The sequence below is a fragment of the uncultured Sphingomonas sp. genome, assembly GCF_913774285.1.
In the GTDB taxonomy this organism is placed as follows: domain Bacteria; phylum Pseudomonadota; class Alphaproteobacteria; order Sphingomonadales; family Sphingomonadaceae; genus Sphingomonas.
The window spans coordinates 172535-195492 of sequence record NZ_CAJYHX010000026.1 but is presented as its reverse complement, the minus strand read 5'-3'; the positions used below and the strand labels follow the sequence as shown (position 1 = coordinate 195492).

General features: G+C 67.0%; 22 protein-coding genes. 7 read left to right on the top strand and 15 right to left on the bottom strand.

What is annotated here, in order from left to right:
- Positions 1–73: 73 nt before the first annotated feature.
- The 4 genes from QZ670_RS13915 to QZ670_RS13900 all read right to left on the bottom strand — a co-directional run bounded on the left by QZ670_RS13915 (position 74) and on the right by QZ670_RS13900 (position 5067).
- Positions 74–805: a 3'(2'),5'-bisphosphate nucleotidase CysQ gene (locus QZ670_RS13915; protein WP_294256435.1), complete on the bottom strand. Its 732-nt coding sequence runs from the start codon at positions 803–805 to the stop codon at positions 74–76.
- Positions 802–2715, bottom strand: a complete 1914-nt coding sequence (gene cysN, locus QZ670_RS13910; RefSeq protein WP_294256434.1) for a sulfate adenylyltransferase subunit CysN — start codon at positions 2713–2715, stop codon at positions 802–804. Before cysN ends, QZ670_RS13915 begins: the two co-directional genes overlap by 4 nt.
- Positions 2715–3635, bottom strand: a complete 921-nt coding sequence (gene cysD / locus QZ670_RS13905; protein ID WP_294256432.1) for a sulfate adenylyltransferase subunit CysD — start codon at positions 3633–3635, stop codon at positions 2715–2717. The genes cysN and cysD overlap by 1 nt, the downstream gene beginning before the upstream one ends.
- Positions 3636–3750: 115 nt before the next feature.
- Entirely contained in the window at positions 3751–5067 is a 1317-nt protein-coding gene (locus QZ670_RS13900; RefSeq protein WP_294256430.1) for a UDP-glucose/GDP-mannose dehydrogenase family protein, read from the bottom strand.
- On the opposite strand from QZ670_RS13900, the gene QZ670_RS13895 reads away from it, so the two are divergent.
- The 4 genes from QZ670_RS13895 to QZ670_RS13880 all read left to right on the top strand — a co-directional run bounded on the left by QZ670_RS13895 (position 5060) and on the right by QZ670_RS13880 (position 9808).
- Positions 5060–5377, top strand: coding sequence for a hypothetical protein (locus QZ670_RS13895; protein WP_294256428.1), 318 nt, complete (start codon positions 5060–5062; stop codon positions 5375–5377). The two genes, QZ670_RS13900 and QZ670_RS13895, sit on opposite strands and share 8 nt — an antisense overlap.
- A gap of 271 nt (positions 5378–5648) precedes the next feature.
- A complete protein-coding gene (locus tag QZ670_RS13890) occupies positions 5649–6896 on the top strand; it encodes an EAL domain-containing protein (protein ID WP_294256426.1) in 1248 nt (415 codons plus the stop codon).
- A gap of 53 nt (positions 6897–6949) precedes the next feature.
- On the top strand, positions 6950–9352 hold the full coding sequence (locus tag QZ670_RS13885; RefSeq protein WP_294256424.1) for an ATP-binding protein: 2403 nt from the start codon (positions 6950–6952) through the stop codon (positions 9350–9352).
- A 69-nt stretch (positions 9353–9421) separates the two neighbouring features.
- On the top strand, positions 9422–9808 hold the full coding sequence (locus QZ670_RS13880) for a response regulator (RefSeq protein WP_294256450.1): 387 nt from the start codon (positions 9422–9424) through the stop codon (positions 9806–9808).
- Between the two features lie 9 nt (positions 9809–9817).
- Here the strand turns inward: QZ670_RS13880 and QZ670_RS13875 are convergent, their stop codons facing one another.
- The 3 genes from QZ670_RS13875 to QZ670_RS13865 all read right to left on the bottom strand — a co-directional run bounded on the left by QZ670_RS13875 (position 9818) and on the right by QZ670_RS13865 (position 13311).
- Positions 9818–11104, bottom strand: a complete 1287-nt coding sequence (locus QZ670_RS13875) for an MFS transporter (protein WP_294256422.1) — start codon at positions 11102–11104, stop codon at positions 9818–9820.
- Positions 11105–11296: 192 nt separating this feature from the next.
- A complete protein-coding gene (locus tag QZ670_RS13870) occupies positions 11297–12577 on the bottom strand; it encodes an ATP-binding protein (RefSeq protein ID WP_294256420.1) in 1281 nt (426 codons plus the stop codon).
- Positions 12574–13311 carry a response regulator transcription factor gene (locus tag QZ670_RS13865; protein ID WP_294256418.1) on the bottom strand — a complete coding sequence of 246 codons (738 nt, stop codon included), beginning with the start codon at positions 13309–13311 and terminating at the stop codon, positions 12574–12576. The genes QZ670_RS13870 and QZ670_RS13865 overlap by 4 nt, the downstream gene beginning before the upstream one ends.
- 222 nt (positions 13312–13533) lie before the next feature.
- On the opposite strand from QZ670_RS13865, the gene rpsU reads away from it, so the two are divergent.
- Positions 13534–13740: a 30S ribosomal protein S21 gene (gene rpsU / locus QZ670_RS13860; protein WP_010545388.1), complete on the top strand. Its 207-nt coding sequence runs from the start codon at positions 13534–13536 to the stop codon at positions 13738–13740.
- Positions 13741–13827: 87 nt separating this feature from the next.
- Positions 13828–14409 (top strand): FKBP-type peptidyl-prolyl cis-trans isomerase, encoded by a 582-nt coding sequence (locus QZ670_RS13855; protein WP_294256416.1) that lies wholly within the window; start codon positions 13828–13830, stop codon positions 14407–14409.
- 222 nt (positions 14410–14631) lie between these two features.
- On the opposite strand, the gene QZ670_RS13850 is transcribed toward QZ670_RS13855, so the two are convergent.
- The 3 genes from QZ670_RS13850 to wecB all read right to left on the bottom strand — a co-directional run bounded on the left by QZ670_RS13850 (position 14632) and on the right by wecB (position 17892).
- Complete coding sequence (locus QZ670_RS13850) at positions 14632–15390, bottom strand: metallophosphoesterase family protein (protein WP_294256414.1); 759 nt, start codon at positions 15388–15390, stop codon at positions 14632–14634.
- Positions 15387–16685: a UDP-N-acetyl-D-mannosamine dehydrogenase gene (wecC, locus tag QZ670_RS13845; RefSeq protein ID WP_294256412.1), complete on the bottom strand. Its 1299-nt coding sequence runs from the start codon at positions 16683–16685 to the stop codon at positions 15387–15389. Before wecC ends, QZ670_RS13850 begins: the two co-directional genes overlap by 4 nt.
- Before the next feature lie 67 nt (positions 16686–16752).
- Positions 16753–17892, bottom strand: a complete 1140-nt coding sequence (wecB, locus tag QZ670_RS13840; protein ID WP_294256410.1) for a UDP-N-acetylglucosamine 2-epimerase (non-hydrolyzing) — start codon at positions 17890–17892, stop codon at positions 16753–16755.
- Between the two features lie 113 nt (positions 17893–18005).
- Between wecB and galU the strand changes: the two genes are divergently transcribed.
- Positions 18006–18875 (top strand): UTP--glucose-1-phosphate uridylyltransferase GalU, encoded by an 870-nt coding sequence (galU, locus tag QZ670_RS13835; RefSeq protein ID WP_294256407.1) that lies wholly within the window; start codon positions 18006–18008, stop codon positions 18873–18875.
- 39 nt (positions 18876–18914) lie between these two features.
- On the opposite strand, the gene QZ670_RS13830 is transcribed toward galU, so the two are convergent.
- The 5 genes from QZ670_RS13830 to dut are packed head-to-tail and all read right to left on the bottom strand — an operon-like array spanning position 18915 to position 22957.
- The gene (locus QZ670_RS13830; protein WP_294256406.1) at positions 18915–20261 is read right to left on the bottom strand and encodes a nucleotide sugar dehydrogenase; all 1347 of its coding nucleotides are present in this window, start codon (positions 20259–20261) and stop codon (positions 18915–18917) included.
- Between the two features lie 46 nt (positions 20262–20307).
- Positions 20308–21327: an NAD-dependent epimerase/dehydratase family protein gene (locus QZ670_RS13825; RefSeq protein WP_294256404.1), complete on the bottom strand. Its 1020-nt coding sequence runs from the start codon at positions 21325–21327 to the stop codon at positions 20308–20310.
- Between the two features lie 48 nt (positions 21328–21375).
- Positions 21376–22140 carry a molybdopterin-synthase adenylyltransferase MoeB gene (gene moeB, locus QZ670_RS13820; RefSeq protein ID WP_294256402.1) on the bottom strand — a complete coding sequence of 255 codons (765 nt, stop codon included), beginning with the start codon at positions 22138–22140 and terminating at the stop codon, positions 21376–21378.
- Positions 22137–22514: a hypothetical protein gene (locus tag QZ670_RS13815; protein WP_294256401.1), complete on the bottom strand. Its 378-nt coding sequence runs from the start codon at positions 22512–22514 to the stop codon at positions 22137–22139. The genes moeB and QZ670_RS13815 overlap by 4 nt, the downstream gene beginning before the upstream one ends.
- Positions 22511–22957 (bottom strand): dUTP diphosphatase, encoded by a 447-nt coding sequence (gene dut, locus QZ670_RS13810; RefSeq protein ID WP_294256400.1) that lies wholly within the window; start codon positions 22955–22957, stop codon positions 22511–22513. The genes QZ670_RS13815 and dut overlap by 4 nt, the downstream gene beginning before the upstream one ends.
- Position 22958: the final 1 nt, after the last annotated feature.

The following is a 22958-nucleotide window of genomic DNA, read 5'->3' as shown; positions in this document are numbered from 1 at the left end:
CGGCATCGTCGACCCATGAACCAACCCATGAGACGATACAAGGTCACATTTATGCAACCTGTATCGATCCGCCTCAGCCCCGCGCGATCGCCTCCAACACGGTGGCCGCCACTTCATGTCGACAGATGAGCAGATCGGGTAGCAGGGGGTTCTGGCAATTATAGACCAACGGGCTGCCGTCGATGCGCGACGCGTGAAATCCGGCCGCCAGCGCGACGGCAGCGGGGGCGCAATTGTCCCATTCATATTGCCCGCCGTCATGCAGATAGACATCGGCGCGGCCCTCGACCACCGCCATCGCCTTGGCGCCCGCCGAACCCATGGGGATCATGATCGCCCCCAGCCGTTCGCCGACGCAAGCCGCGATATCGGGTGCGCGGCTGCGACTGACGACAACACGAAGGCCCGCCGGGCAGGGAGGATGCTTGGGAGGCAGGTCGTCGGTCGCAAAGACCTGATCGCGGTCGGGCACCGACACCGCGCCCAGTGCCGGGCGGCCGTCGATGGCGAGGCCGATATGCACCGCCCATTCGCTCGACCCGCTGGCATATTCGCGCGTGCCGTCGAGCGGATCGACGATCCAGACGCGGCTGGCGGCGCAGCGCGCGCGGTCGTCGACCGACTCTTCCGACAGGATGAAGTCGTCGGGCCGGGCAGCGCGCAGCCGATCGAGGATCAGCGTGTTGGCGTCCCGGTCGCCCAGCGCGCCCAGCGCCTTGCCTTCCAGCCCGCTCGACGCGCGGAGGGACTTGAGCAGTTCGCCCGCCTCGACGGCGACCGAGCGAGCCAGTTCGGCGTCGGTCACAGATCGTAACTCCAGATGCCCAGCACATGCTCGACGATCCGCGATGCGGCCTGTTCCGCCGTCTCCTCCGTCGTGTCGATCCGGATTTCGGGCCGTTCGGGTGCTTCATAGGGGCTGGAGATGCCGGTGAACTCGGCAATCTCGCCAGCCCGCGCCTTGGCGTACAGACCCTTCACATCACGGTCCTCGGCGACATCCAGCGGCGTGTCGACGAAGATTTCCACGAACTCGCCTTCCGGAAGCAGCGCGCGAACCATGTCCCGCTCGGCCTTGAACGGCGAGATGAAGGCGGTCAGCACGATCAGGCCCGCATCGGCCATCAGTTTGGCGACCTCGCCCACCCGGCGGATATTCTCCACCCGCCCGGCTTCGGAGAAATCCAGATCGCGGTTCAGGCCGTGGCGGATATTGTCTCCGTCCAACAGGAAGCTGTGGCGGCCCATGCTGTGCAGCTTCTGTTCGACCATGTTGGCGATGGTCGACTTGCCCGAACCCGACAGGCCGGTGAACCACAGCACCTTGGGGGCCTGTCCCTTTTGCCGGGCATGCGCCTCGCGCGTCACCACTGCCGATTGCCAATGGACATTCTGCGCCCGACGCAGCGCATGGTCGATCATGCCCGCCGCGACCGTGGCATTGGTCGCGCGGTCGATCAGGATGAAGCCGCCGAGCGTGCTTCCCTTCGCATAGGGCTCGAACACGATCGGCCGGTCGGCATAGACTTCCGCGAGCCCGATATCATTGAGCGCCAGCGTATCGGCGGGACGCTGCTCCTGGCTGTTGACGTCGACGACATGACGCGGCGGCTGGACCGTCGCGCCAACCAACTGCGTGCCTAGCTTCAACGAATAGCTGCGTCCCGGCACCAGCGGCGCATCGGCCATCCAGACGATGGTGGCGACGAACTGGTCGGCGACCTCGGGCGGGTCTTCGGCCACCGCGATCACGTCGCCGCGTGAGCAGTCGACTTCCTCGGCCAGCACCAGCGTCACCGCTTCGCCCGCAACCGCCTGTTCCCGGTCGCCGTCATAGGTGACGATCCGCGCGATGCTGGTGGTCTTGCCCGACGGCGCGATCCGCACCCGGTCGCCGACCGACACCCGGCCGCTGGCGATCAGGCCGGCAAAGCCCCGAAAGTCGAGGTCGGGCCGGTTGACCCATTGCACCGGCATCCGGAACGATGCCGCCACCGCCCGGTCGCCGTCGATCGCCACCGTCTCCAGATGCGGCAGCAGCGCGGGGCCGTCATACCAGGGCATGTCGGGAGAGGGTGTGGTTACGTTCGCGCCGGTCAGGCCGGACAGCGGAATGGCGGTGAACCGCTCGATCCCGATGGTCTTGGCAAAGGCGGCGTAGTCGGCGACGATGGCGTCGAAGACCGACTGGTCATGGCCGACAAGGTCCATCTTGTTGACCGCCAGCACGATCTCCTTGATGCCGACCAGATGCGCCAGATAGCTGTGTCGCCGCGTCTGGGTCAGCACACCTTTCCGCGCGTCGATCAGAATCACCGCCAGGTCGGCGGTCGAGGCGCCTGTCACCATGTTGCGGGTATATTGCTCGTGGCCGGGCGTGTCGGCGACGATGAACTTGCGCTTTTCCGTTGCGAAGAAGCGGTACGCGACGTCGATGGTGATACCCTGCTCGCGCTCGGCGGCGAGGCCGTCGACCAGCAGCGCGAAGTCGATCGCCTGGCCCTGAGTGCCGACGCGCTTGGAGTCGTTCTCCAGCGCCGAAAGCTGGTCCTCGAAGATCTGCTTCGAATCGTAAAGCAGCCGGCCGATCAGCGTCGACTTGCCGTCGTCGACCGAGCCGCAGGTGAGGAAGCGCAGTAGCGACTTGTGCTGGTGCAGCTCGAGATAGGCCGAGATGTCGGAAGCGATCAGCGCATCGGGGCGGTAGGCGGTCATCAGAAATACCCCTCCTGCTTCTTCTTCTCCATGCTCGCGGCCTGGTCATGGTCGATCGCGCGGCCCTGGCGCTCGCTGGTGGTGGTGAGCAGCATTTCCTGGATGACGCTTTCCAGCGTGTCCGCTTTGCTCTCCACCGCACCGGTGAGCGGGTAGCAACCAAGCGTGCGGAAGCGGATCGAGCGTTCGACCGGGACTTCGCCAGGATTCAGCCGGAAGCGTTCGTCATCCACCATCAGCAGCATGCCGTCGCGCTCCACCGTCGGGCGCGGCGCGGCGAAATAGAGCGGCACGATCTCAATGTTCTCGGCCAGGATATACTGCCAGACGTCGAGCTCGGTCCAGTTGGAGAGCGGGAATACGCGGATGCTCTCGCCCTTGGCCTTGCGGGCATTGTACATTCGCCACAGCTCGGGACGCTGGTTCTTCGGATCCCAGCGGTGGCTGGCGGTGCGGAAGCTGAAGATGCGCTCCTTGGCGCGGCTCTTCTCCTCGTCGCGCCGGGCGCCGCCAAAAGCTGCGTCGAAGCCGTATTTGTCGAGCGCCTGCTTCAGGCCCTCGGTCTTCCACAGATCGGTGTGAAGCCCGCCATGATCGAACGGATTGATCCCGCGCGCCTTGGCTTCCGGGTTCTGGTGGACGAGCAGCTCCATGCCCGCCGCGGCCGCCGCGCGCTCACGCAGCGCGTACATCGCCTTGAACTTCCAGGTCGTGTCGACATGGAGCAGCGGGAAGGGTGGGGGCGCGGGATAGAAGGCCTTGCGCGCGAGGTGGAGCATCACCGCGCTGTCCTTGCCGATCGAATAGAGCATCACCGGGCGCTCGGCCTCGGCGACGACTTCGCGCAGGATGTGGATGCTCTCGGCCTCGAGCCGCTGGAGATGGGTCAGCGGCGAGGGGGATGCGGTGGCGGAATCCATGGCGCTCGTTTGCAGCATGGAGGGGGATGTAAAAAGCCCTGCGCGTCTGCGCGATCTAGTTATTGTTTAGCGCGGCATACCCGCTCCCGCCGATCAGCGGGAGCGGGCAGGCGGATCAGTCGTGGCTCGGCTTGCCGACGCCGGTGTACCGCAGGCCGGCGCGTTCGAGCTCGGCCGGCGGATAGATGTTGCGCAGGTCGACCAGCACCGGGCTGTTCAGGCTGTTCTTGATGCGGGTGAGGTCGAGCGCGCGGAACGCGTCCCATTCGGTCACGATCACCAGCGCGTCCGAGCCTTCGGCCGCCGCATAGGGGTTCTCGACGAACGCCACGTCGGTCAGCATCTTGCTCGCCTGCTCGACGCCCTCGGGGTCATAGGCCTTCACCGTCGCGCCGGCATCCTGCAGCGCCGCGATGATCGAGAGGCTCGGCGCATCGCGCATGTCGTCGGTGTTCGGCTTGAAGGTCAGGCCGAGGATGCCGACGGTCTTGCCGCGCACGTCGCCGCCCATCGCCTTGATGACCTTGCGGCCCATGGCGCGCTTGCGGGCATCGTTCACCTGCACCGTCGCCTCGACGATACGCAGCGGCGTCTCGTTGTCGGCCGCGGTCTTCATCAGCGCCAGCGTGTCCTTGGGGAAGCACGAGCCGCCATAGCCGGGGCCGGCGTGGAGGAACTTGCCCCCAATACGATTGTCCATGCCGATGCCGCGCGACACTTCCTGCACGTCCGCGCCTACCTGCTCGCACAGGTCGGCGATCTCGTTGATGAAGGTGATCTTCACCGCGAGGAAGGCGTTGGCGGCGTACTTGATCAGCTCGGACGTGCGGCGGCCGGTGAACAGCACCGGGGCCGACTGGTTGAGCGAAAGCGGACGGTAGATCTCGCGCATCACCTGGCGGGCGAATTCGTCATCGGTGCCGACGACGACGCGATCCGGGCGCTTGAAGTCCTCGATCGCCGCGCCTTCGCGCAGGAATTCGGGATTCGACACGACCTTGGCGCCGCTGTTCGGGGCGACCTCTGCGATGATCCGCTCGACCTCGTCGCCGGTGCCGACGGGCACGGTCGACTTGGTGACGATCACGCTCGGCTTGGTGAGGTTCTCGGCGATCTCCCGCGCTGCAGCGAAGACATAAGAGAGATCGGCATGGCCGTCGCCGCGGCGGCTGGGCGTGCCGACGGCGATGAACACCGCATCGGCATCCTTCACGCCTTCGGCGAGATCCGTCGTGAACGAGAGGCGGCCCGCCTTCACGTTGCTGGCGACCAGGGCATCGAGGCCCGGTTCGTAGATGGGCATCACATTCTGGTGGAGCAGCTCGATCTTCCGCGCGTCCTTGTCCACGCAGACGACTTCGTGGCCGAAGTCCGAGAAGCAGGCTCCAGATACCAGGCCCACATAGCCCGTGCCGATCATCGCAATGCGCACGATTTTCCCCTGTGCCGATAGTGCTGTTTCCAGCGGTCCGACAAAGCTCTTAACCGAACCTGCCGCGACCGCAACCCACCGCAGTGCAGCAATTGCGTCAGGCCGTTGGCCGCAAAAGAAAAAGGCCTGCGGGGGCAGGCCTTTTTCCTGGTTAATGTCAGCCGGCTACCTCGCGGCGCCGGCTTCCATTGGGTTGAATTCAGAGCGGGCGGATCTCGGTGCCGCCGACGCCATCACGGAAGAAGAAGGTGAAAAAGGTCATTTTTTTGGCTCCCATTTCTGCGCTGTTCCGCGCAAGTCATTTCGTTAATGAAAAATTTACTTTCTCGCAATCGGGGATTCTGCGGAGGGTGAGAGCTGCGCAGATGTGAAAATATCCGTTTACCTTTTCTTCAATCGCTTTGCGTAATCCTGACGATCCAAGGGTTCGGGGCGCGTTCGCGGGGGCAGGCCGGGGCCGGCAGGCGGCGTAAAAATCGGAAAAATGCCGGTTTTTGGCTGGTTTCCGCATCAGCCAGTAGTTTTTCGCGAATCTGTCCTTTATTCGATGTGTGGCCGAGCAGGCGGCGGGAGGGCATTCGGTGAGCCAGGGCTTGAACGTGTCGGCATTGTGCCGCGTGACCAATTTCGAGACAGCGCGCCGCATCCTCGGCAAGAATGGCCTGCATTTCGCTGCCGAGGGGCTGGCGATGCGAATCGTTGCCGACGTCGCGGGCGTCGAGCTGGTCGGCGTCGGTCGAGACCTCATCGAATTCCAGATCGCTTCTGCGGATCGTGTGGAGGCGCTCGCGGGCCTTCAGGCACTGCGCCGCGCTCTGGACGCGCAACAGCGCGCTGTTCTGCCCGAAGTGCGGCTGGATTTCGCCATCGGCGCTGCCTGCGCCTCGCGCGAGGAGAGCGACACGTTGCGGCTGCTCGAGGTGGCCGAGATCGCCCTCGAGCGGGCGGGGGATGCGGGCGGTTTCGAGCTGATCGACCTCTCCCTGGCCGACCACGCGGTCGATCGCCTCACCCTCATCGCGGACCTGCCCCGCGCGATCGCGGCGGGGGAGATGTTCCTGCACTACCAGCCCAAGATCAGCGTCCGCCAGCAGCAGGTGTCCAGCGCCGAAGCGCTGATCCGTTGGCAGCACCCCGATCGCGGCCTGATCATGCCGGGCGACTTCATCGCCGCGGCAGAGGATTCGGGGCTGATCGGGCCGCTGACGCTGTGGACGCTGCGCCAGGTCATCGCCGACCAGCGCCGGCTAGCCGCGCTCGGGCACGACATCCCGCTGTTCCTCAACATCTCGGGCATGCTGCTCGCCAATGCGAGCTTTATCGACGAGGTCTGCGCGATCATCAGCGCCAACCCGGCGGCCAAACTGGGTTTCGAGATCACCGAGACGGCGGTGATCCGCGATCCGGAGAGCGCCATCCGCCATCTGCAGCGCTTCGCCGATCACGGCGTGGTGCTGGCGATCGACGATTATGGCGCGGGCCTGTCCTCGCTTGCCTATCTCAAGCAGCTTCCGGCCAAGGAGCTGAAGATCGACAAGATGTTCATCACCCAGCTCACCTCCAGCCATCGCGACCCGCTGATCGTGCGGTCGACGATCGATCTCGCACACGCGCTCGAGATGGAGGTCACCGCGGAAGGCGTGGAAACGCCGGCGGCGCTTGCTCTGCTGAGCGTGATGGGTTGCGATCTGGTGCAGGGCTATCTGATCTCGCGCCCGGTGCCGTTCCCGGCGCTCTGCTCCTATCTCGGCGAGCAGGATCAACTGGCCGAGACGATGGCAAGCCGCCCCGTATTTCTCCGGTCGGGAAGTTCGTGGACCCGCGCGTGAACCGCTCGGGGCGCCTGGTCGCTTGTGCTGTTCCGCTACTCCTGATCTTCGCCTTGCCCGCACCGTTGCGCGCGCAGCAATTGCCCGGCGACGTTGCCGGGCTCGTGGCGCAGGCGCGGGATCGCATCGTCGACCAGTCGGCGGATCCGAAGCCGCTGATCGACCGGATCAACCGTGCTGCCGATCGCAGCCAGGACTCCGGCCAGCGCGCGCTTATTCGCGGCACGGCCCTGTGGCTGCGCGCGGAAATGCAACTGCGCTCCGACAACATGAATGCGGCACGTGCTTCACTGGAGGAGGCGCAGCGGGCCGTTGCGCCGATCGCCGGACCGGTGCGGGTGAAGGGCGATCTGCTGCTTTCGCTCGGCAACCTGTCGATGATGCGCGATCAGGCTGCGGAGGCATTGTCGGCGTTCCAGCGCGCCTATCGCATCTTCGAACAGTTGCGCGAAGTGCGCAGCCAGGCGCTGGCGCTTCAGTCGATCGGCTCCCTTTATGTGGTCGCGCATGATGATCACCGGGCCGAACGCTATTTCCGGCAGGCGTCGCTGCTCTATGGCGGAGACGACATTCTGTCGCTCAGCCTCCACAATAGTCGCGGCAACGTGCTCCTCGTTCTCGAGCGCTACCGCGAAGCCGATGCCGAATATACCGAAGCCGTGCGTCTGGCGCGGAAGCTCGGCAAACCGGTGCTGGAAGCGCGCATCCTCGACAATCTGGCGCGGAGCCAGATCGAAGCGCGGGATCTGCGTAGCGCGCACGCGACGCTGGATCGGGCGTTTGCCCTCGCCAAGGGGGGCGACGCCGGCGGCCTGGAGCGCCTGCTGAAGTCGACCGCCGCCAAGCTGGCGAAGGACGAAGGCAATCTGCCGCGCGCTGCGGCGCTGATCGGGGAAACGTTCGCGGGGGTCGACCTGAAGACGACCACTCAGGATTTTCGCACACCCCACCTCTTCGCCTACCTCATCTATCGCAAGCTCGGCGACGACCGGCTGGCGCTGCGGCACCTCGAGGCACTCAAGCGCCTCAGCGACGAGGCGGCCAAGGTGGCCACCACCAACAGCGCCGCGCTGATGGCGGCCCGGTTCGACTATGCGAACCAGGAACTTACCATCCAGCGGCTCAAGACCGAGCAGCTGCGCAAGGCGGCGCATTTCCAGCGCGTGCTGTTCCTGTCGCTCGGTCTCGCCACGCTCGTGGTGATCCTGCTGCTCAGCGTCGGGCTGTTCACCATCCGGCGCAGCCGCAACCAGGTGCGGGCGGCGAACCGCGTGCTCGCGTCCACCAACGCCGCGCTCGAAAAGGCGCTGCGTGCCAAGACCGAGTTCCTGGCCACGACCAGCCATGAGATCCGAACCCCGCTGAACGGCATCCTCGGCATGACCCAGGTGATGCTGGCGGACGAGGCCATCGCCGGGGACGTGCGCGAGCGGCTGGAAGTGGTCCAGGGCGCCGGGCTGACGATGCGTGCGCTGGTCGACGACATCCTCGATGTTGCCAAGATCGAGAGCGGCAACCTCAGCGTCGATCCGGTCCCGATGGATTTCCGCGCGCTGGCCGAGGAAGTCGCGCGGCTGTGGACCGATCCGGCGCAGGCCAAGGGGCTGGCGTTCGATGTCCAGCTGGCCGGTGCCCCCGACTGGATCGTCAGCGATCCCAGCCGGCTGCGTCAGCTGTTGTTCAACCTCCTGTCGAACGCGCTCAAATTCACCTCGGTCGGCGCGATTGGATTGCGGGCGGACGTGGTGCAGGGGGAGGGCGTCCAGGCCGAGCGGCTGCGGATCGCGGTCTCCGACACGGGCATCGGCATCCCGGCCGACAAGCTGGGCGAGATTTTCGAGAGCTTCCGCCAGGCGGACTCCAGCACCACGCGGCAATATGGCGGCACCGGCCTGGGCCTCACGATCTGTCGCAACCTCGCCGAGGCGCTTGGGGGCGGCATCCTCGTGGCAAGCACGCCGGGCGAGGGCTCGACCTTCACGCTCGACCTGCCACTGCTGCGCGCCGAACCGCCGGCGGCTTTGCCCAGCGTGGCCGAAGCAGGCACCGGCGTGCTGATTCTCGAGCGCAATCCGATCACCCGGGCGATGCTGCGGACCCTGTTCGAAGCCGAGGTCGATCGGGTCCGATTCGCCAAGGACGGCGATGAAGCCGTGCAGCTACTCGAATTGGAGCAGTTCCACGCACTGGTGATTGACGAAGCGGCGCTCGCCACTCCAACGCAAGATCTAGTGGAGAGAGTTGCTATCCTATGCAGGATACAGCCCAATCTACGCGCGACCTTGCTTTGGAGCGGCAAGGACGCCGAACAACGTTCGCAATTTCTGGACGCCGGGCTAACACAGGTGATAGAAAAGCCGGTCGCTGGGACGGAATTGGTAACAGCGGCACTGCCCGCGTCCGCGCGGAAAAAGAACAAACTGGGGAACGACCCGCTTGTTTCGCAGGCGGCTTAGGGCGATAACACACCTAGACATGCACAATGTGGCCAGAACGCCGGTTTCTGCCCTGGAGGGCCAGTGTCGATGAACGTCCTGTTCATCGAGGACGATCCGATGAATCGGCGCGTCGTCAAGGACATGCTCGACGTGGCGGGGGCGACGATGGCGGAGGCTGCGTGGGCGGAAGAAGGCCTCGCCCGAATCGACGACGAAACCTTCGACATCATCCTTGTGGATCTGCGCATGCCGGGGACCGACGGCTTCGAGACGATTCGCCAGATCCGCGCGCGCCCCGACGCAAAGGCCGACCTGCCGATCATCGTCGTCACCGCAGACACCGCGCTTGACCTGCGCGAGCGCTGCCTGGCGACCGGCGCCGACGACGTGCTGTTCAAGCCGGTGGCGATGGACGCGCTGTTCGACGCGATCGGGCGGGTGCTCGCCAAGCGCGGCGGGGCGATCCTCGCCTGAACCTGCGTCTCAATCCTCCGCGATCTGGCTGGTGCGGGCGGTGTCGCGCATCGTCGCATAGGTGATCAGCGAGATGCCGATCATCGCGGTGACATACCAGTAGAAGCCGCGCTCCCAGCCTTCCTGCTTGAACCAAAGGGCGACCGACGGCGCTGTGCCGCCGAAGATTGCATTGGCCAGGGCATAGGGCAGGGCCACCCCCAGCGTACGGATATGCGCGGGGAACAGCTCGGCCTTCACCACCGCGTTAATCGCGGTGTAGCCGGTGACGATCAGCAGCGCGGCGGTCATCAGCCAGAAGGCCGAGAGCCCGTCGCGCACGCCCTCCATCGCGACGAAGATCGGGTAGGTGCAGCACACCCCCAGCACCCCGAAGCCGATCATCAGCGGCTTGCGGCCGATCCGGTCGGACAGCGCGCCCGCCAGCGGCTGGACCAGCATGAACACGAACAATGCCGCCGCATTCACCTGGGTCGCCGCCGCATCCGAAAAGCCGGCGGTCTTCTTCAGGAAGGTGATCGGGTAGATGGTATAGGCGTAGAAGGCGAGGGTGCCGCCGGCGGTGAGCAGCAGCACCAGCATCGCCTCGCGCGGGTGCTGGCGGAACAGGGCGAAGGCGCCCGAGGCGGCCTTGCGGTCGCGCTTGGCGAAGCTCTCGGTCTCGGCGAGGCGGCGGCGCAGCCAGTAGACCAGAAGCGCCAGCGCGCCGCCGAGCGCGAAGGGCAGCCGCCAACCCCATGCGCGCAGGCTCCCCTCGGGCAGCACGGCCTGCAGCGCGAGCAGCGCCACCAACGCGGTGAGCTGCCCTGAGATCAGCGTGACATATTGGAAGCTGGAGAAGAAGCCGCGGTGCCGCCGCCCCGCCATTTCCGACAGATAGGTGGCGCTCGCCCCATATTCGCCGCCGAGCGACAGCCCCTGCAGCAGCCGCGCGAGCACCAGCGCCGCGGTCGCCGGCCAGCCGATCGCGCTGTAGCTGGGCGTCGCGGCGATCAGCAGCGAGCCCGCGCACATCAGCGTCACCGACAGGCTCAGCCCCGCCTTGCGGCCGTGCCGGTCGCCATAGACGCCCATCAGCCAGCCGCCGATCGGGCGCATGAAGAATCCGATGGCGAAGACGATCCAGGCGTTCAGGTCCTGCGCAGTGCCCGGCGCGAAGAAATGCGGGGCGAGGTAGCTCGCCAGCGCCGCATAGGCATACCAGTCATACCATTCGACGAGATTGCCGGCCGACCCGCCGAGGATCGAGCGAAGGCGGGTGCCGCGGTCGAGCGGAGCATCGGAAACATGGGCCATCGCCCGCCTGTATAGCAAAGCTCCGCCCACCGGAAAGGCGCGCACAGGGGGCGGCACGCCGCTCGGCGGGCGGAGGTGCGATCGCGCGGAAAGCCGTACGCGCGATGCGGAGCCGCCGTTGGGGCTGCGGCTTGAGCGTTCTTTGCGGCAGGAACGTCGCCGGACGATGTCGCGGCGTAACGACGTGTTGCGTCAGGTTGCGAGCGGCAGCCGCACCCGCACGCGACCGCCCGTGCCGCTGGGCCGGTTGGCGAGCATCACCTCGCCCCCGTGCAGCTCGACGATGGAGCGCACGATGGCGAGACCCAGGCCGGTGCCCCCCGTGGCGCGATTGCGCGAGCTTTCTCCCCGCACGAACGGGGCGAACAGATTTTCGGCCCGCGAGAGATCGAATCCGGGGCCGTCGTCATCGACATGGATTTCGCCGTGGCCGTTCCGAACGCTCCAGCCGATCCGCGCGACATGGCCATAGCGGATCGCATTCTCGATCAGATTGCCGAACAGCCGCCGGAGGGCCTGGGCGTCGCCGATCAGCACCATGCGGGGCCCCGGCTCCACGGTCACCGGCGTGCCCGCCGCGGCCAGGTCGTCTGCCAGGCTGTCGATCAGCGTGCCCAGATCGAGCCGCACCATCTCCCCATGCACCCGATCGTCGCGGGTGAAGCGCAGCGTCGCAGCGAGCATCGCGCGCATTTCGCCGATGTCGGCCACCGCGCGCTCCCGCGCAGAATCGGGCAGTTGCTCGATCCAGAAGGCGAGGCGTGAAAGCGGCGTGCCGAGATCATGGGCCATGGCCGCGAGCATCACGGTGCGATTCTCGGCTTGCTGGAGGATGCGGGCTTGCATCGCCTCCATCGCGCGACCCAGCTCGCGTATTTCGCGAGGGCCGTCGAGCGGTATCGCTTCGGGGGCGCCGAGCCGGGCGCGCTTTGCCGCCTCCGCCAGCCGCCGGATCGGGCGCGAAATCCGCCGCGCCGCCGCCCAGGCGAGCAGCGACAGGATCACGAGCGTCAGCAGCATCCATTGCAGGATCGCGACTCGCCAGCGGCCGAGGGTCGGCGCGCGGCTGACCGATGCGACCAGCCAGCCCTTGTCGGTGCGCCGGCCGATCGTGAAGCTGCCATGGATGTCCTGGTCCGGATCGCTTGTCGGCCATTCATAATAGCCGCGCACGCTCCCGGCCGACGCGGGGATCAGCGCGGCGATCGCCTGGTCCCGCTCGGGAAAAGCGCGTTCGTCGCTGCGGCCGAAGCGATCGGTGTCGGCGAAATAGAGGTGGATCGCCTCGCCATGGATCCGCGCGGGTGCGCGGCCGGTGCGGAGCGCATCGGCGACGCGCGCGATCGGCACCGGCCCATAGCCGGGGGGCGGGCCGTGGAACACCACCGCGAACTGTACCAGCATCACCACCGCTGCCGAGGTGATGGCGAACAGCATCATCGGCACCACGATCGATGCCGGACGTCCGATCACTTGGTGGTGACCTCGGCGATGAACATATAGCCTTCGTTGCGGATCGTGCGGATCAGCTCGTCGGCGTCGGAGCGGGCGAGCTTCTTGCGCAACCGGCTCATCTGCACGTCGATCGCACGGTCGAAATGCTCGGCATGGGCGCCGCGCGAATAATCGAGCAGCGCGTCGCGGGTCAGCACCCGGCGCGGCCGCTCCACCAGTGCCAGCAGCAGGCGGAACTCGCCGTCCGACAGGTTGATCAGCACGCCTTCCGGATCATAGAGCTGCCGCCCGACCGGATCGAGCCGCCAGCCGGCGAAGCGCAGATAGCTGCGCTCCAGCGTACCGGTCGCAGCGGGGGCGGCGGCGGCGCGACGCAGCACCGAGCGGATCCGCGCCAGCAGCTCGCGCGGGTTGGCGGGCTTGGCGATATAATCGTCGGCGCCCATCTCCAGCCCGACGATGCGATCGATGTCCTCGCTGAGCACCGAGTGGAGAATCACCGCCGGGCCCGCCTGGCGGTCCATGGTGCGCAGGATGGAGAGGCCGTCCTCGCCGGGCATCATCAGGTCGAGCACCACCAGCGCATAGCTGTTGGCGGCGATCGCCGCGCGCATCGTGGCGGCGTCCTCGGCGGTGTCGACGACATAGCCGTGCTGTGTCAGGAACGCGGCGGTGAGCTCGCGGATACCGGGATCGTCGTCGACGATGAGGAGGCGGGTTTCTAGGTCCAATGCGGGGGCTGACTGCATCATGAAACGGGTATTGCGACCCGAATCTATCGACCGGGTTGCAGCACTGCAATCTGCTGTAATGCGGTTTGGCGCGCGACGGCCCCGCACTTCTACGGACGCCGCTGCGCCGCGCACGCTTTTGCTTGAAGAATCGAATGGGCGCTGATAGGAGGCCCGTTCGACGCCGCACCTCTGGTTTCGGCGGCCTTTTGCTATTGAGTTTGATCGGAGCTGTACGACTTTATGCAAATCATCGTTCGCGACAACAACGTCGACCAGGCGCTGCGGGCGCTCAAGAAGAAGCTGCAGCGGGAAGGCGTCTATCGCGAGATGAAGCTGCGCCGTCACTACGAGAAGCCGAGCGAGAAGCGCGCGCGCGAGCGTGCCGCCGCCGTGCGTCGCGCCCGCAAGCTGGAGCGCAAGCGCATGGAGCGCGACAGCGCCCGTTGAGGCCTGCCCGGCGCGCGTTGATACAGCGCGCGCCGTACCTTCTGTTTCCTACATAACGGGGACGCACATCCCCGCCGGAGTCCGATCATGTCGGTGACCGCCGTTCCGCTCCAGCCCGTCAAGGGCAGCTACAAGCTCTGGATCTGGTTGGGGGTGCTGGCAGCGGCTGGCATCGCCGCTGCGCTTGCCTGGACCGGCACGCGTACGCCCGTTGCCTCGCATCTCGATGCCGACGCGTTCATGGCGTGGCACAAGAACCAGCCGGGCATCCAGACCACCCCGTCGGGGCTCCAGTATCAGGTGATCGAGGCCGGTAGCGGCGCCAACCCTGCCGAGCAGGACGGCGTCGTCACCGAGATCCGCGGCGTGCTGCGCAGCGGCAAGGAATTCCAGCCGAAGACGCCGATGCGCTTCCAGATCGGCCAGCCGATGATCCCGGGCTTCACCGAGGGCGTGAAGCTGATGAAGAAGGGCGCCCACTATCGCTTCTGGCTCCCGCCGAAGCTGGGCTATGGCGCCGAGGGCGGCCAGCAGAACGAGCTGTCCGACCAGGTGCTGATCTTCGACGTCACCATGCAGGAACTGGTACCAGCCGCGGTCATCCGCCAGATGATGATGCAGCAGCAGGGCGGCATGCCGCAGGGCGCCGGCGAAGCTCCCGCCCAGTAAGCAGCTTCCGATTGCAACGTTTCGAAAAGCCCGCGAGCGACCCTCGCGGGCTTTTTCGTTTTCGATCGGTATTGCCGCGGGAGAGCCGCGTTCTGCCGCTTCCGTCATCCCGGCGAAAGCCGGGATCCATTGGGGTCTCCGCCGCGGCTCCTTCTGAACCGTAGGTGCGAATGGATCCCCGCTTCCGCTGGGATGACTGCTTGGGAAAAGGTCGGACCCTGGTCAGGCGCCGGTGGCGAGGAAGCGGCGGTCTGCGCCATCCAGGCAGAGCGCGGTAAGCCGGCCGGTCGCGCTGGCGCCGGTGTCGATCGCGATGCGGTTCGGATGCACTTCGGCTTCGCCGACGACGGTGTGGCCATGGACGACGAGCACGCCATGATCGGCGGTGCTGCGCAGGAACGGCGCGCGGATCCAGCGCAGGTCCTGTGGGTGCTGCGCGTCCAGCGCAACGCCGGGGCGGATGCCGGCATGCACGAACAGCACGTCGCCGACCCGCAGCGAGTCGGGCAGCGCCCGGAGCAGCGCGGCATGCCTCTTGGGGATCGCAGCGCGGAGCAGCGCGGGCGCACACGCCCGGTCGGCGAGGAGCGCGATCGGATCGAGCCCGTAGCTGACGGCGCATTCCTCCCCGCCGAAGTGCAGCCAGCTTTCGAGATCGCGCAGGTTGCCATCGAGCATCGCGACCATCATCGCCTCGTGATTACCGCCGAGAATCGTCAGGCTGGGGTCTGCGGTCTGTCGTTCGAGCAGCAGGTCGAGCACCCCGCGCGAATCCGGGCCGCGATCGATCAGGTCGCCGAGCAGGATCAGATGTTCGCGGGGGCGGGGATCCGCCGACCGCTCGGCGTCGATCCGCGCAAGCAATTCCTCCAGCAGGTCGCGGCGGCCATGGACGTCGCCGATCGCATAGGCGCGGGTGCCCGCCGGCAGCGCGTATACCGGCGGCTCGGCGCGGCGGAACAATGCGGTAAACCGGTTCACCCGGCGAGGCGCAGGCCGGCGGCGATGCTGTCGGGCGCTGGCTGGTCGGGCCAGATGCCGCGCGTGTCGTAGACCAGTTTGCCCGCGCGTTCGTCGATCGGGACCGATTTGAACAGGTCGTGATCCACCAGCACGATGAAGATCGGGCAGCTCTCGATCGCGCTGTCGATGTCGGTCAGCGTCGCGCCCGCGGCAGCGAGGGCAGGGGGCAGCGCCTGGGCATAGGGCTCGACGATGCGGACGCGGGATCCGTGCCGCTCGGCGATCGCCTGGGCGACCTTGAGCGCGGGGCTCTCGCGGAAATCGTCGATATTCGCCTTGAAGGCGAGGCCGAGACAGGCGATCGGCGCGCCGGGCAGGCGGGCGATCAGCGCCTCGGCGCGGGCGATCGTATGCGCGACCTTGCCGTCGTTCACTTCGCGCGCGGTGCGGATCAGCGGGCTCTGCTCGGGGTTCGAGTGCACGAGGAACCACGGATCCACCGCGATGCAGTGGCCGCCCACGCCGGGCCCCGGCGAGAGAATGTTGACGCGCGGATGGCGGTTGGCGAGGCGGATCACTTCCCACACGTCGACGCCCATGCCCTCGGCCAGGATCGACAGTTCGTTGGCAAAGGCGATGTTGACGTCGCGGAAGGCGTTCTCGGTGAGTTTCGTCATCTCCGCCGCGCGCGCGGTGGTGGTGACGCAGGCGCCGCGGACGAAGCGGCGGTAGAAGTGCAGCGCCTTGCGCGCGCAGCGCGGTGTGATGCCGCCGATCACCCGGTCGTTCTCGATCAGCTCGACCAGGATGCGGCCCGGCAGCACGCGCTCGGGGCAATAGGCGATGGCGATGTCGGTGCTGCCGCTGCTGTGGCCCGGCACCTTCAGGTCCGGGCGTAGCTGGGCGAGCAACTCGGCGACCTTCTCGGTGGTGCCGACGGGAGAGGTGGATTCGAGGATCACCACGTCGCCGGTCTTCAGCACGGTGGCGATGGTCGTCGCCGCCTGGAGGACATAGCCGATGTCCGGCGCGTGGTTGTCGCCGAACGGCGTGGGCACGGCAATGACGAACACGTCGGCCGGCTCGATCGTCAGCGCCGCGCGGAGATTGCCGCGCGCGACCACGCCCGAGACGAGGCCGTCGAGATCGATCTCCTCGATATGCACGCGGCCCGAGTTCACCGTCTCCACCACGCCCGCGTCGACATCGATGCCGAGTACCTGGGCGCCGGTCCGGGCGATCACCGCCGCGGTGGGAAGCCCGATATAGCCGAGGCCGAGCACTGCGACCTTCGGCTCCGTGGTGACAAGCATCGCAAACTCCGCGCGAAATCAGGAGCCGCGACCATGGCAGAGAGGCGTTAAAATATCGGAAGACGGCTCAGTCGAGACCGAAGCCGGCACGGATGATGTCGGCGATGCGCGCGGCCGCATAACCGTCGCCGAACGGATTGTGCGCGCGTGCCATCGCGGCGTGCGCGTCCCGATCGTCGAGCAGGCGGCTGACTTCCTCGACGATGCGATCGGCATCGGTGCCGACCAGCCGGGCGGTGCCGGCAGTGACGCCTTCCGGTCGCTCGGTGGTCTCGCGCATTACCAGCACCGGCTTGCCGAGCGCGGGGGCTTCCTCCTGTACCCCGCCAGAATCGCTCAGCACCAGATCGGCCATGCCGAGCGCGCGGATGAAGTGGGGGTAATCGAGCGGGTCAATCCGCGCGATGTTGGGGTGGTCGCCGAGCGCCGCGTCCATCACCGCAACCACATTGGGGTTCGGGTGCACCGGGAACAGGATGGCGACGTCCGGCCGTGCTGCAATGCGGCAAAGCGCATCGGCGATCGATGCCATCCCGTCGCCGAAATTTTCGCGGCGATGGGTGGTGACCAGCACGATCCGCTTGCCGGCGAAGCGCGCCGCGATCGCGTCGAGTCCTGCCGCGAGCCCCGGCTCGGCCGCGATTCGCGCCCGCGTTGCGAGCAGCGCGTCAATCACCGTATTGCCGGTGACGTGGATGGTGGCCGCGGGCACATTCTCGTCGCGCAGCGCGTTGGCGGCGGTTTCGGTAGGGGCGAAATGCTGATCGGCGATCGGCGCGACGATCCGGCGGTTCACCTCCTCGGGCCAGGGCTGGTAGATGTCGCCCGAGCGCAGCCCCGCCTCGACATGGGCCACGGGGATCTTTCGGTAATAGGCGGCCAGCGCGCCCACCATCGCGGTGGCGGTGTCACCCTGCACGATCACCCGGTCCGGTCGCACCAAATCGAGCGCGCCGCCGATGCCGGTCAGCAGCCGCACCGTCAGCGCGTCAAGCGACTGGCCGGGGGTCATCAGGTCGAGATCGATGTCCGGGGTGATACCGGCGATCGCCAGTACCTGGTCGAGCAGGCCGCGATGCTGCGCGGTCACGCAGGTGACCACCTCGAAATCCGGTGACGCCTGCAACGCCCGGATCACCGGGAACAGCTTGATGGCTTCGGGACGTGTGCCGAAGACGACGAACAGCTTTTTGCAGATCTGTGCCATTTCCACCGATTAGCGTACTTGCCTCACCGAACCATTACGGATCCCGCGCGTTTGCCACCCGCGCGGTATAAGGTTATGCCGCACTGCACCCAAAATTAACCACGAGGGGGGTTATGACGATCAAGCCGCTGCGTAAGGCCGTGTTCCCGGTTGCGGGTCTCGGCACCCGGTTCCTGCCCGCCACCAAGGCGATGCCGAAGGAGATGCTGCCGGTCGTCGACCGTCCGCTGATCCAGTACGCCGTCGACGAGGCGGTGGAAGCCGGCATCGAGCAGATGATCTTCGTCACGGGCCGCGGCAAGTCCGCGCTCGAGGACCATTTCGACATCGCCTACGAGCTGGAAGCGACGATGGCCGCGCGCGGCAAGTCGCTCGAGGTGCTCGACGGCACCCGCCTCAAGCCGGGCAACATCGCCTATGTCCGCCAGCAGGAGCCGATGGGTCTCGGCCACGCCGTGTGGTGCGCCCGCGACATCGTCGGCGACGAGCCTTTCGCGGTGCTGCTGCCCGACGACTTCATGTTCGGCCAGCCGGGCTGCCTGAAGCAGATGGTCGACGCCTATAACAAGGTGGGCGGCAACCTGATCTGCGCCGAGGAAGTGCCGGACGACCAGACGCATCGCTACGGCATCATCACGCCGGGCAGCCAGGACGGTGTGCTGACCGAAGTGAAGGGGCTGGTCGAGAAGCCCGCACCGGGCACCGCGCCGTCGAACCTGTCGGTGATCGGCCGCTACATCCTCCAGCCGGAAGTGATGCGCATCCTGGAGAACCAGGGCAAGGGCGCCGGCGGGGAGATCCAGCTGACCGACGCGATGCAGCGCATGATCGGCGACCAGCCCTTCCACGGCGTGACCTTCCAGGGCACGCGCTATGATTGCGGCGACAAGGCGGGCTTCATCCAGGCAAACCTCGCGGTCGCGCTTTCTCGCCCGGACCTCGAGCCGGCGGTCCGTGCCTTCGCGCAGAAGGCGCTGGGCTGAGTCTATCGAGCGGCGCGCCGGCGGGTCCGGCGTGCCGCCTCACGCGCGGGCGATGTTCTCGCCCGTCACCCCCGCCTTGCCGCAGGCGTTTCGGGTGTCGATCACCAGCTTGGCCGAGGCGACCAGCGCGGCATAGTCGACTGCATCGTGATCCGTCGCGATCAGCACCGCGTCATACTCGGCGATCGCGACTTCGTCCCACGCTATCCCATGGCGATAGTTGAGCGTCGGATGCTCGCGGGTGCCGTTGATCTGGGCGACGTGGGGATCGTGGAAGTCGGCCTTCGCGCCGCGCGCCTCGATCAGCTCCATCAGGCGGAGCGAAGGGCTCTCGCGGATGTCGTCGACATTCTTCTTGTAGGCCACGCCCAGCACCAGGATGCGCGCCCCGCGCAGGCCGCGGCCGAAGCGGGCGTCGAGCGTGTCCGCCAGCACGCGGATGACGTGCTGCGGCATGTCGGCGTTGATCTGGCCGGCGAGCTCGATGAAGCGGGTGTGCTGGTTATACTCGCGCGCCTTCCAGGTGAGGTAGAAGGGGTCGATCGGGATGCAGTGCCCGCCTAGGCCCGGGCCGGGATAGAAGGGCATGAAGCCGAACGGCTTGGACTTGGCCGCTTCGATCACTTCCCACACATCGATGTCCATCGCGGTGAAGATCAGCTTCAGCTCGTTGACCAGCGCGATGTTGACTGCGCGGAACACATTCTCGGTGATCTTCACCGCCTCCGCCGTCGCTGCCGAGGAGACCTGGATCGCCTGCGGCACGATGTGGCGATAGAGCGCCATCGCCAGCCCCGCCGATGCCGGATCGTCGGCGCCGACCACCTTGGGGATCTTGGTGGTCGAGAAGGTCGGGTTGCCGGGGTCCTCGCGCTCGGGCGAATAGGCGAGGAAGAAGTCCTTGCCGGCGACCAGCCCGTTTTCTTCCAGGATCGGCTGCATCACCTCGCGCGTGGTGCCGGGATAGGTGGTCGATTCGAGGATCACCAGCTGGCCTTTGCGCAGCGTATGCGCGATCGCGCGGGTGGTGTGCTCGACATATTTGAGGTCGGGCTCGAGATGCCGGGTAAGCGGGGTCGGCACGCAGATCAGCAGCACGTCGACCTCGCCCAGCCGGTCGAGATCGGCGGTGGCGGCGAGGCGCTTTTCGCCGACCAGCGGGGCGATACGGTCGCCGGGGATGTGCTTGATGTAGCTCTCGCCGCAATTGAGCGCGACGACCTTTTCGGGATCAAGGTCGAAGCCGAGCACCGAACAGCCCGCCTCGCCGAACGCCACCGCCAGCGGCAGGCCGACATAGCCCATGCCGATCACGCCGATCGTCGCCGCGCGCGTCTCGATCCGGGTCTGCAGCTTCAGTCCGTGCGCCGGCCACTCGAAGGTCATCTTGTCCGCTCCATTCGGGAGCGGTTCTCATGCACCAGCGCCGGTTTCAGCTTCGATAATGCTCCAGATACCAGCGCACGAACGCGGCCACGCCTTCTTCTGGGGTGGTGGAGGGCGCATAGCCGGTGAGGCGGCGGAGCAGATCGGACGAGGCTTCGGTCGCGGGCACGTCGCCGGCCTGCATCGGCAGGAAGTTCTTGATCGCGGTGCGGCCGAGCGCCTTCTCCGCTGCGCCGATATAGTCCATCAGCGGGGTGGGGCGGCCCGCGCCGATGTTGACGATGCGGAAGGGCGCGGCGGGGGAGAGGCTGTCGCCTTCCACCGGCACGTCGCCCGGCACGGCATCGATCAGCCGCACGATCGATTCGGCGAGATCGTCGATGAAGGTGAAGTCCCGCACCATCTCGCCATTGTTGAAGACGTCGATCGGCTCGCCGGCGAGGATCGCGCGGGTGAACTTGAACAGCGCCATGTCGGGCCGGCCCCAGGGGCCGTAGACCGTGAAAAAGCGGAAGAAGGTCATCGGCGTGCGGAACAGGTGCGCGTAGCTGTGGCCCATCAGCTCGGTCGCGCCCTTGGTGGCGGCGTAGAGGCTCATCGGCGTGGCGGTGCGCTGGGTCTCGCCGAACGGCATGTCGGTGTTGGCGCCGTATACCGAGCTGGTCGAGGCGGCTAGGAAGTGACGCACCGGATGGTGCCGCGCCAGCTCCAGCAGATTGAACGTGCCGACGATGTTCGCGCCGATATAGCTGGCGGGCTGCTCGATGCTGAAGCGTACGCCGGCCTGTGCGGCGAGGTGGATCACCACGTCGGGCTGGAACTCGGCCCAAATGTCGGCGAGCGCAGGCTGATCCTCGATGGATAGGCGTGCCACCCGGAAGCTCGGGTGGTTGGACAGCATGTCGTTTCGCGCTTCCTTGAGCGCGACGTCATAGTAATCCGAGAAATTGTCGATGCCGAGCACCGTCGCACCCGCCTGGAGCAGGCGGCTGGCGGTGTGGAAGCCGATGAACCCGGCCGATCCGGTGACGAGCACGCGCGGCGGCTTGGCGGTCGGGTCGGTCATCTTGGCTCCTGTGCTGCGGTATCCGTGCCGCTCCTAGGCCGCTTCTCCTTACCGGAGCGTTCCCGTGCCGCAAGTCGGGCAGCCCGGATCCTTGGGCAGCTGGAGGGTGCGAAAGCGCAGGGCCAGCGCGTCTACCAGCAGCAGCTTGCCCGCGGTGTCGTCACCGAACGGCGTGATCGCGCGGATCACCTCCAGCGCGGCGAGACTGCCGAGGATGCCGGTCAGCGCGCCCAGCACGCCTTGCTCGGAGCAGCTGACGCCCTCGCGCTCGGGATCGTGGCCGACGAAGCAGCGGTAACACGGCTTGTCCGCCTCCCAGCCCCGGAAGGTGCCGAGCTGGCCCTCGAACTCGGCGACGGCGGAGGATACCAGTGGTACGCGCGCGGCGAGGGCAGCATCGGCGACGGCCAGGCGCGTTGCGAAGTTATCGGTGCCATCGAGGACGACGTCGTGCCCGGCGATCAGCGCGGGGGCATCGTCGGCGGAGAGCCGGCGGGCCTCGACGCGCACGGTGACATTGGGGTTGATCGCGGCGACGCGGGCGGCGGCCGCTTCCGCCTTGCCGATGCCGATATCGTCGGTGCCGAACAGCACCTGGCGCTGGAGATTGGAGCGGTCGACCACGTCGTCGTCGACGATGGTCAGCGTGCCCACGCCGGCCGCGGCGAGATACTGGATCGCCGGCGCGCCGATGCCACCCGCGCCGATCACCAGCACTCGCGCGGCCTTGAGCTTCGCCTGACCAGAACCGCCCACTTCGCGCAGGATGATGTGGCGAGCGTAGCGTTCCAGCTCCTCGTCGGAGAGGGTCATTTCGGCCAGGTGAAGGTGACGGTCGCGCGGTACCATTGGTCCGCGCTAGCCCGGCGCGGCAGCAGGTTGCCGCGGGCGGCGCCGGCGACCATCGCGGCGGCATATTGCTCCACCGTCGGGCACTGGATCGCGCGCGGCACGGTCGTGCGGATATTGTCCTGCGCATCGACCAGCACGGCGACGTCGACGCTGAGCGTCAGGCCCGGGCCGATCGCCAGCGGGCATTTGCGCGTCGTCACTTCGCTCGCGACGAAAGCGAGCATGTCCGGGCTGATCTGGGGCTCGGCGCGATAGGGCAGCGGCGCGAGCGAGGGCCAGTCGATCCGCGGCGGCGTCGACTGCAGCGCGAGCGCGAGGGCGAGGCCGGCGATCATCGCCCGGTCGAGCCGAAGCCGCCGGCGCCCCGCGCGGTCTCGTCGAGGCTGGTCACTTCGTCCAGATCGGCGCGCTGGACGGGGGCGGGGACCAGCTGGGCGATTCGGTCACCGCGCGCGATCGGGAAGGCCTCGGTGCCAAGATTCGCCAGGATGACCTTGATCTCGCCGCGATAATCGCTGTCGATCGTGCCCGGCGTGTTGAGGCAGGTGATGCCGTGCTTGAGCGCCAGGCCGGAGCGCGGGCGGACCTGCACCTCGTAGCCGGCCGGAATCGCCATGGCGAAGCCGGTGGCGACGGCATGGCGCGCGCCCGGGGCCAGCGTCAGGTCTTCGGCGGCGACGACGTCCATGCCCGCCGCACCGTCGGTGGCGTAGCGGGGGAGGGGGAGATTCTCGCCATGGGGCAGGCGCTGGATCGCGATACGGATCGGCGGCAGCAAG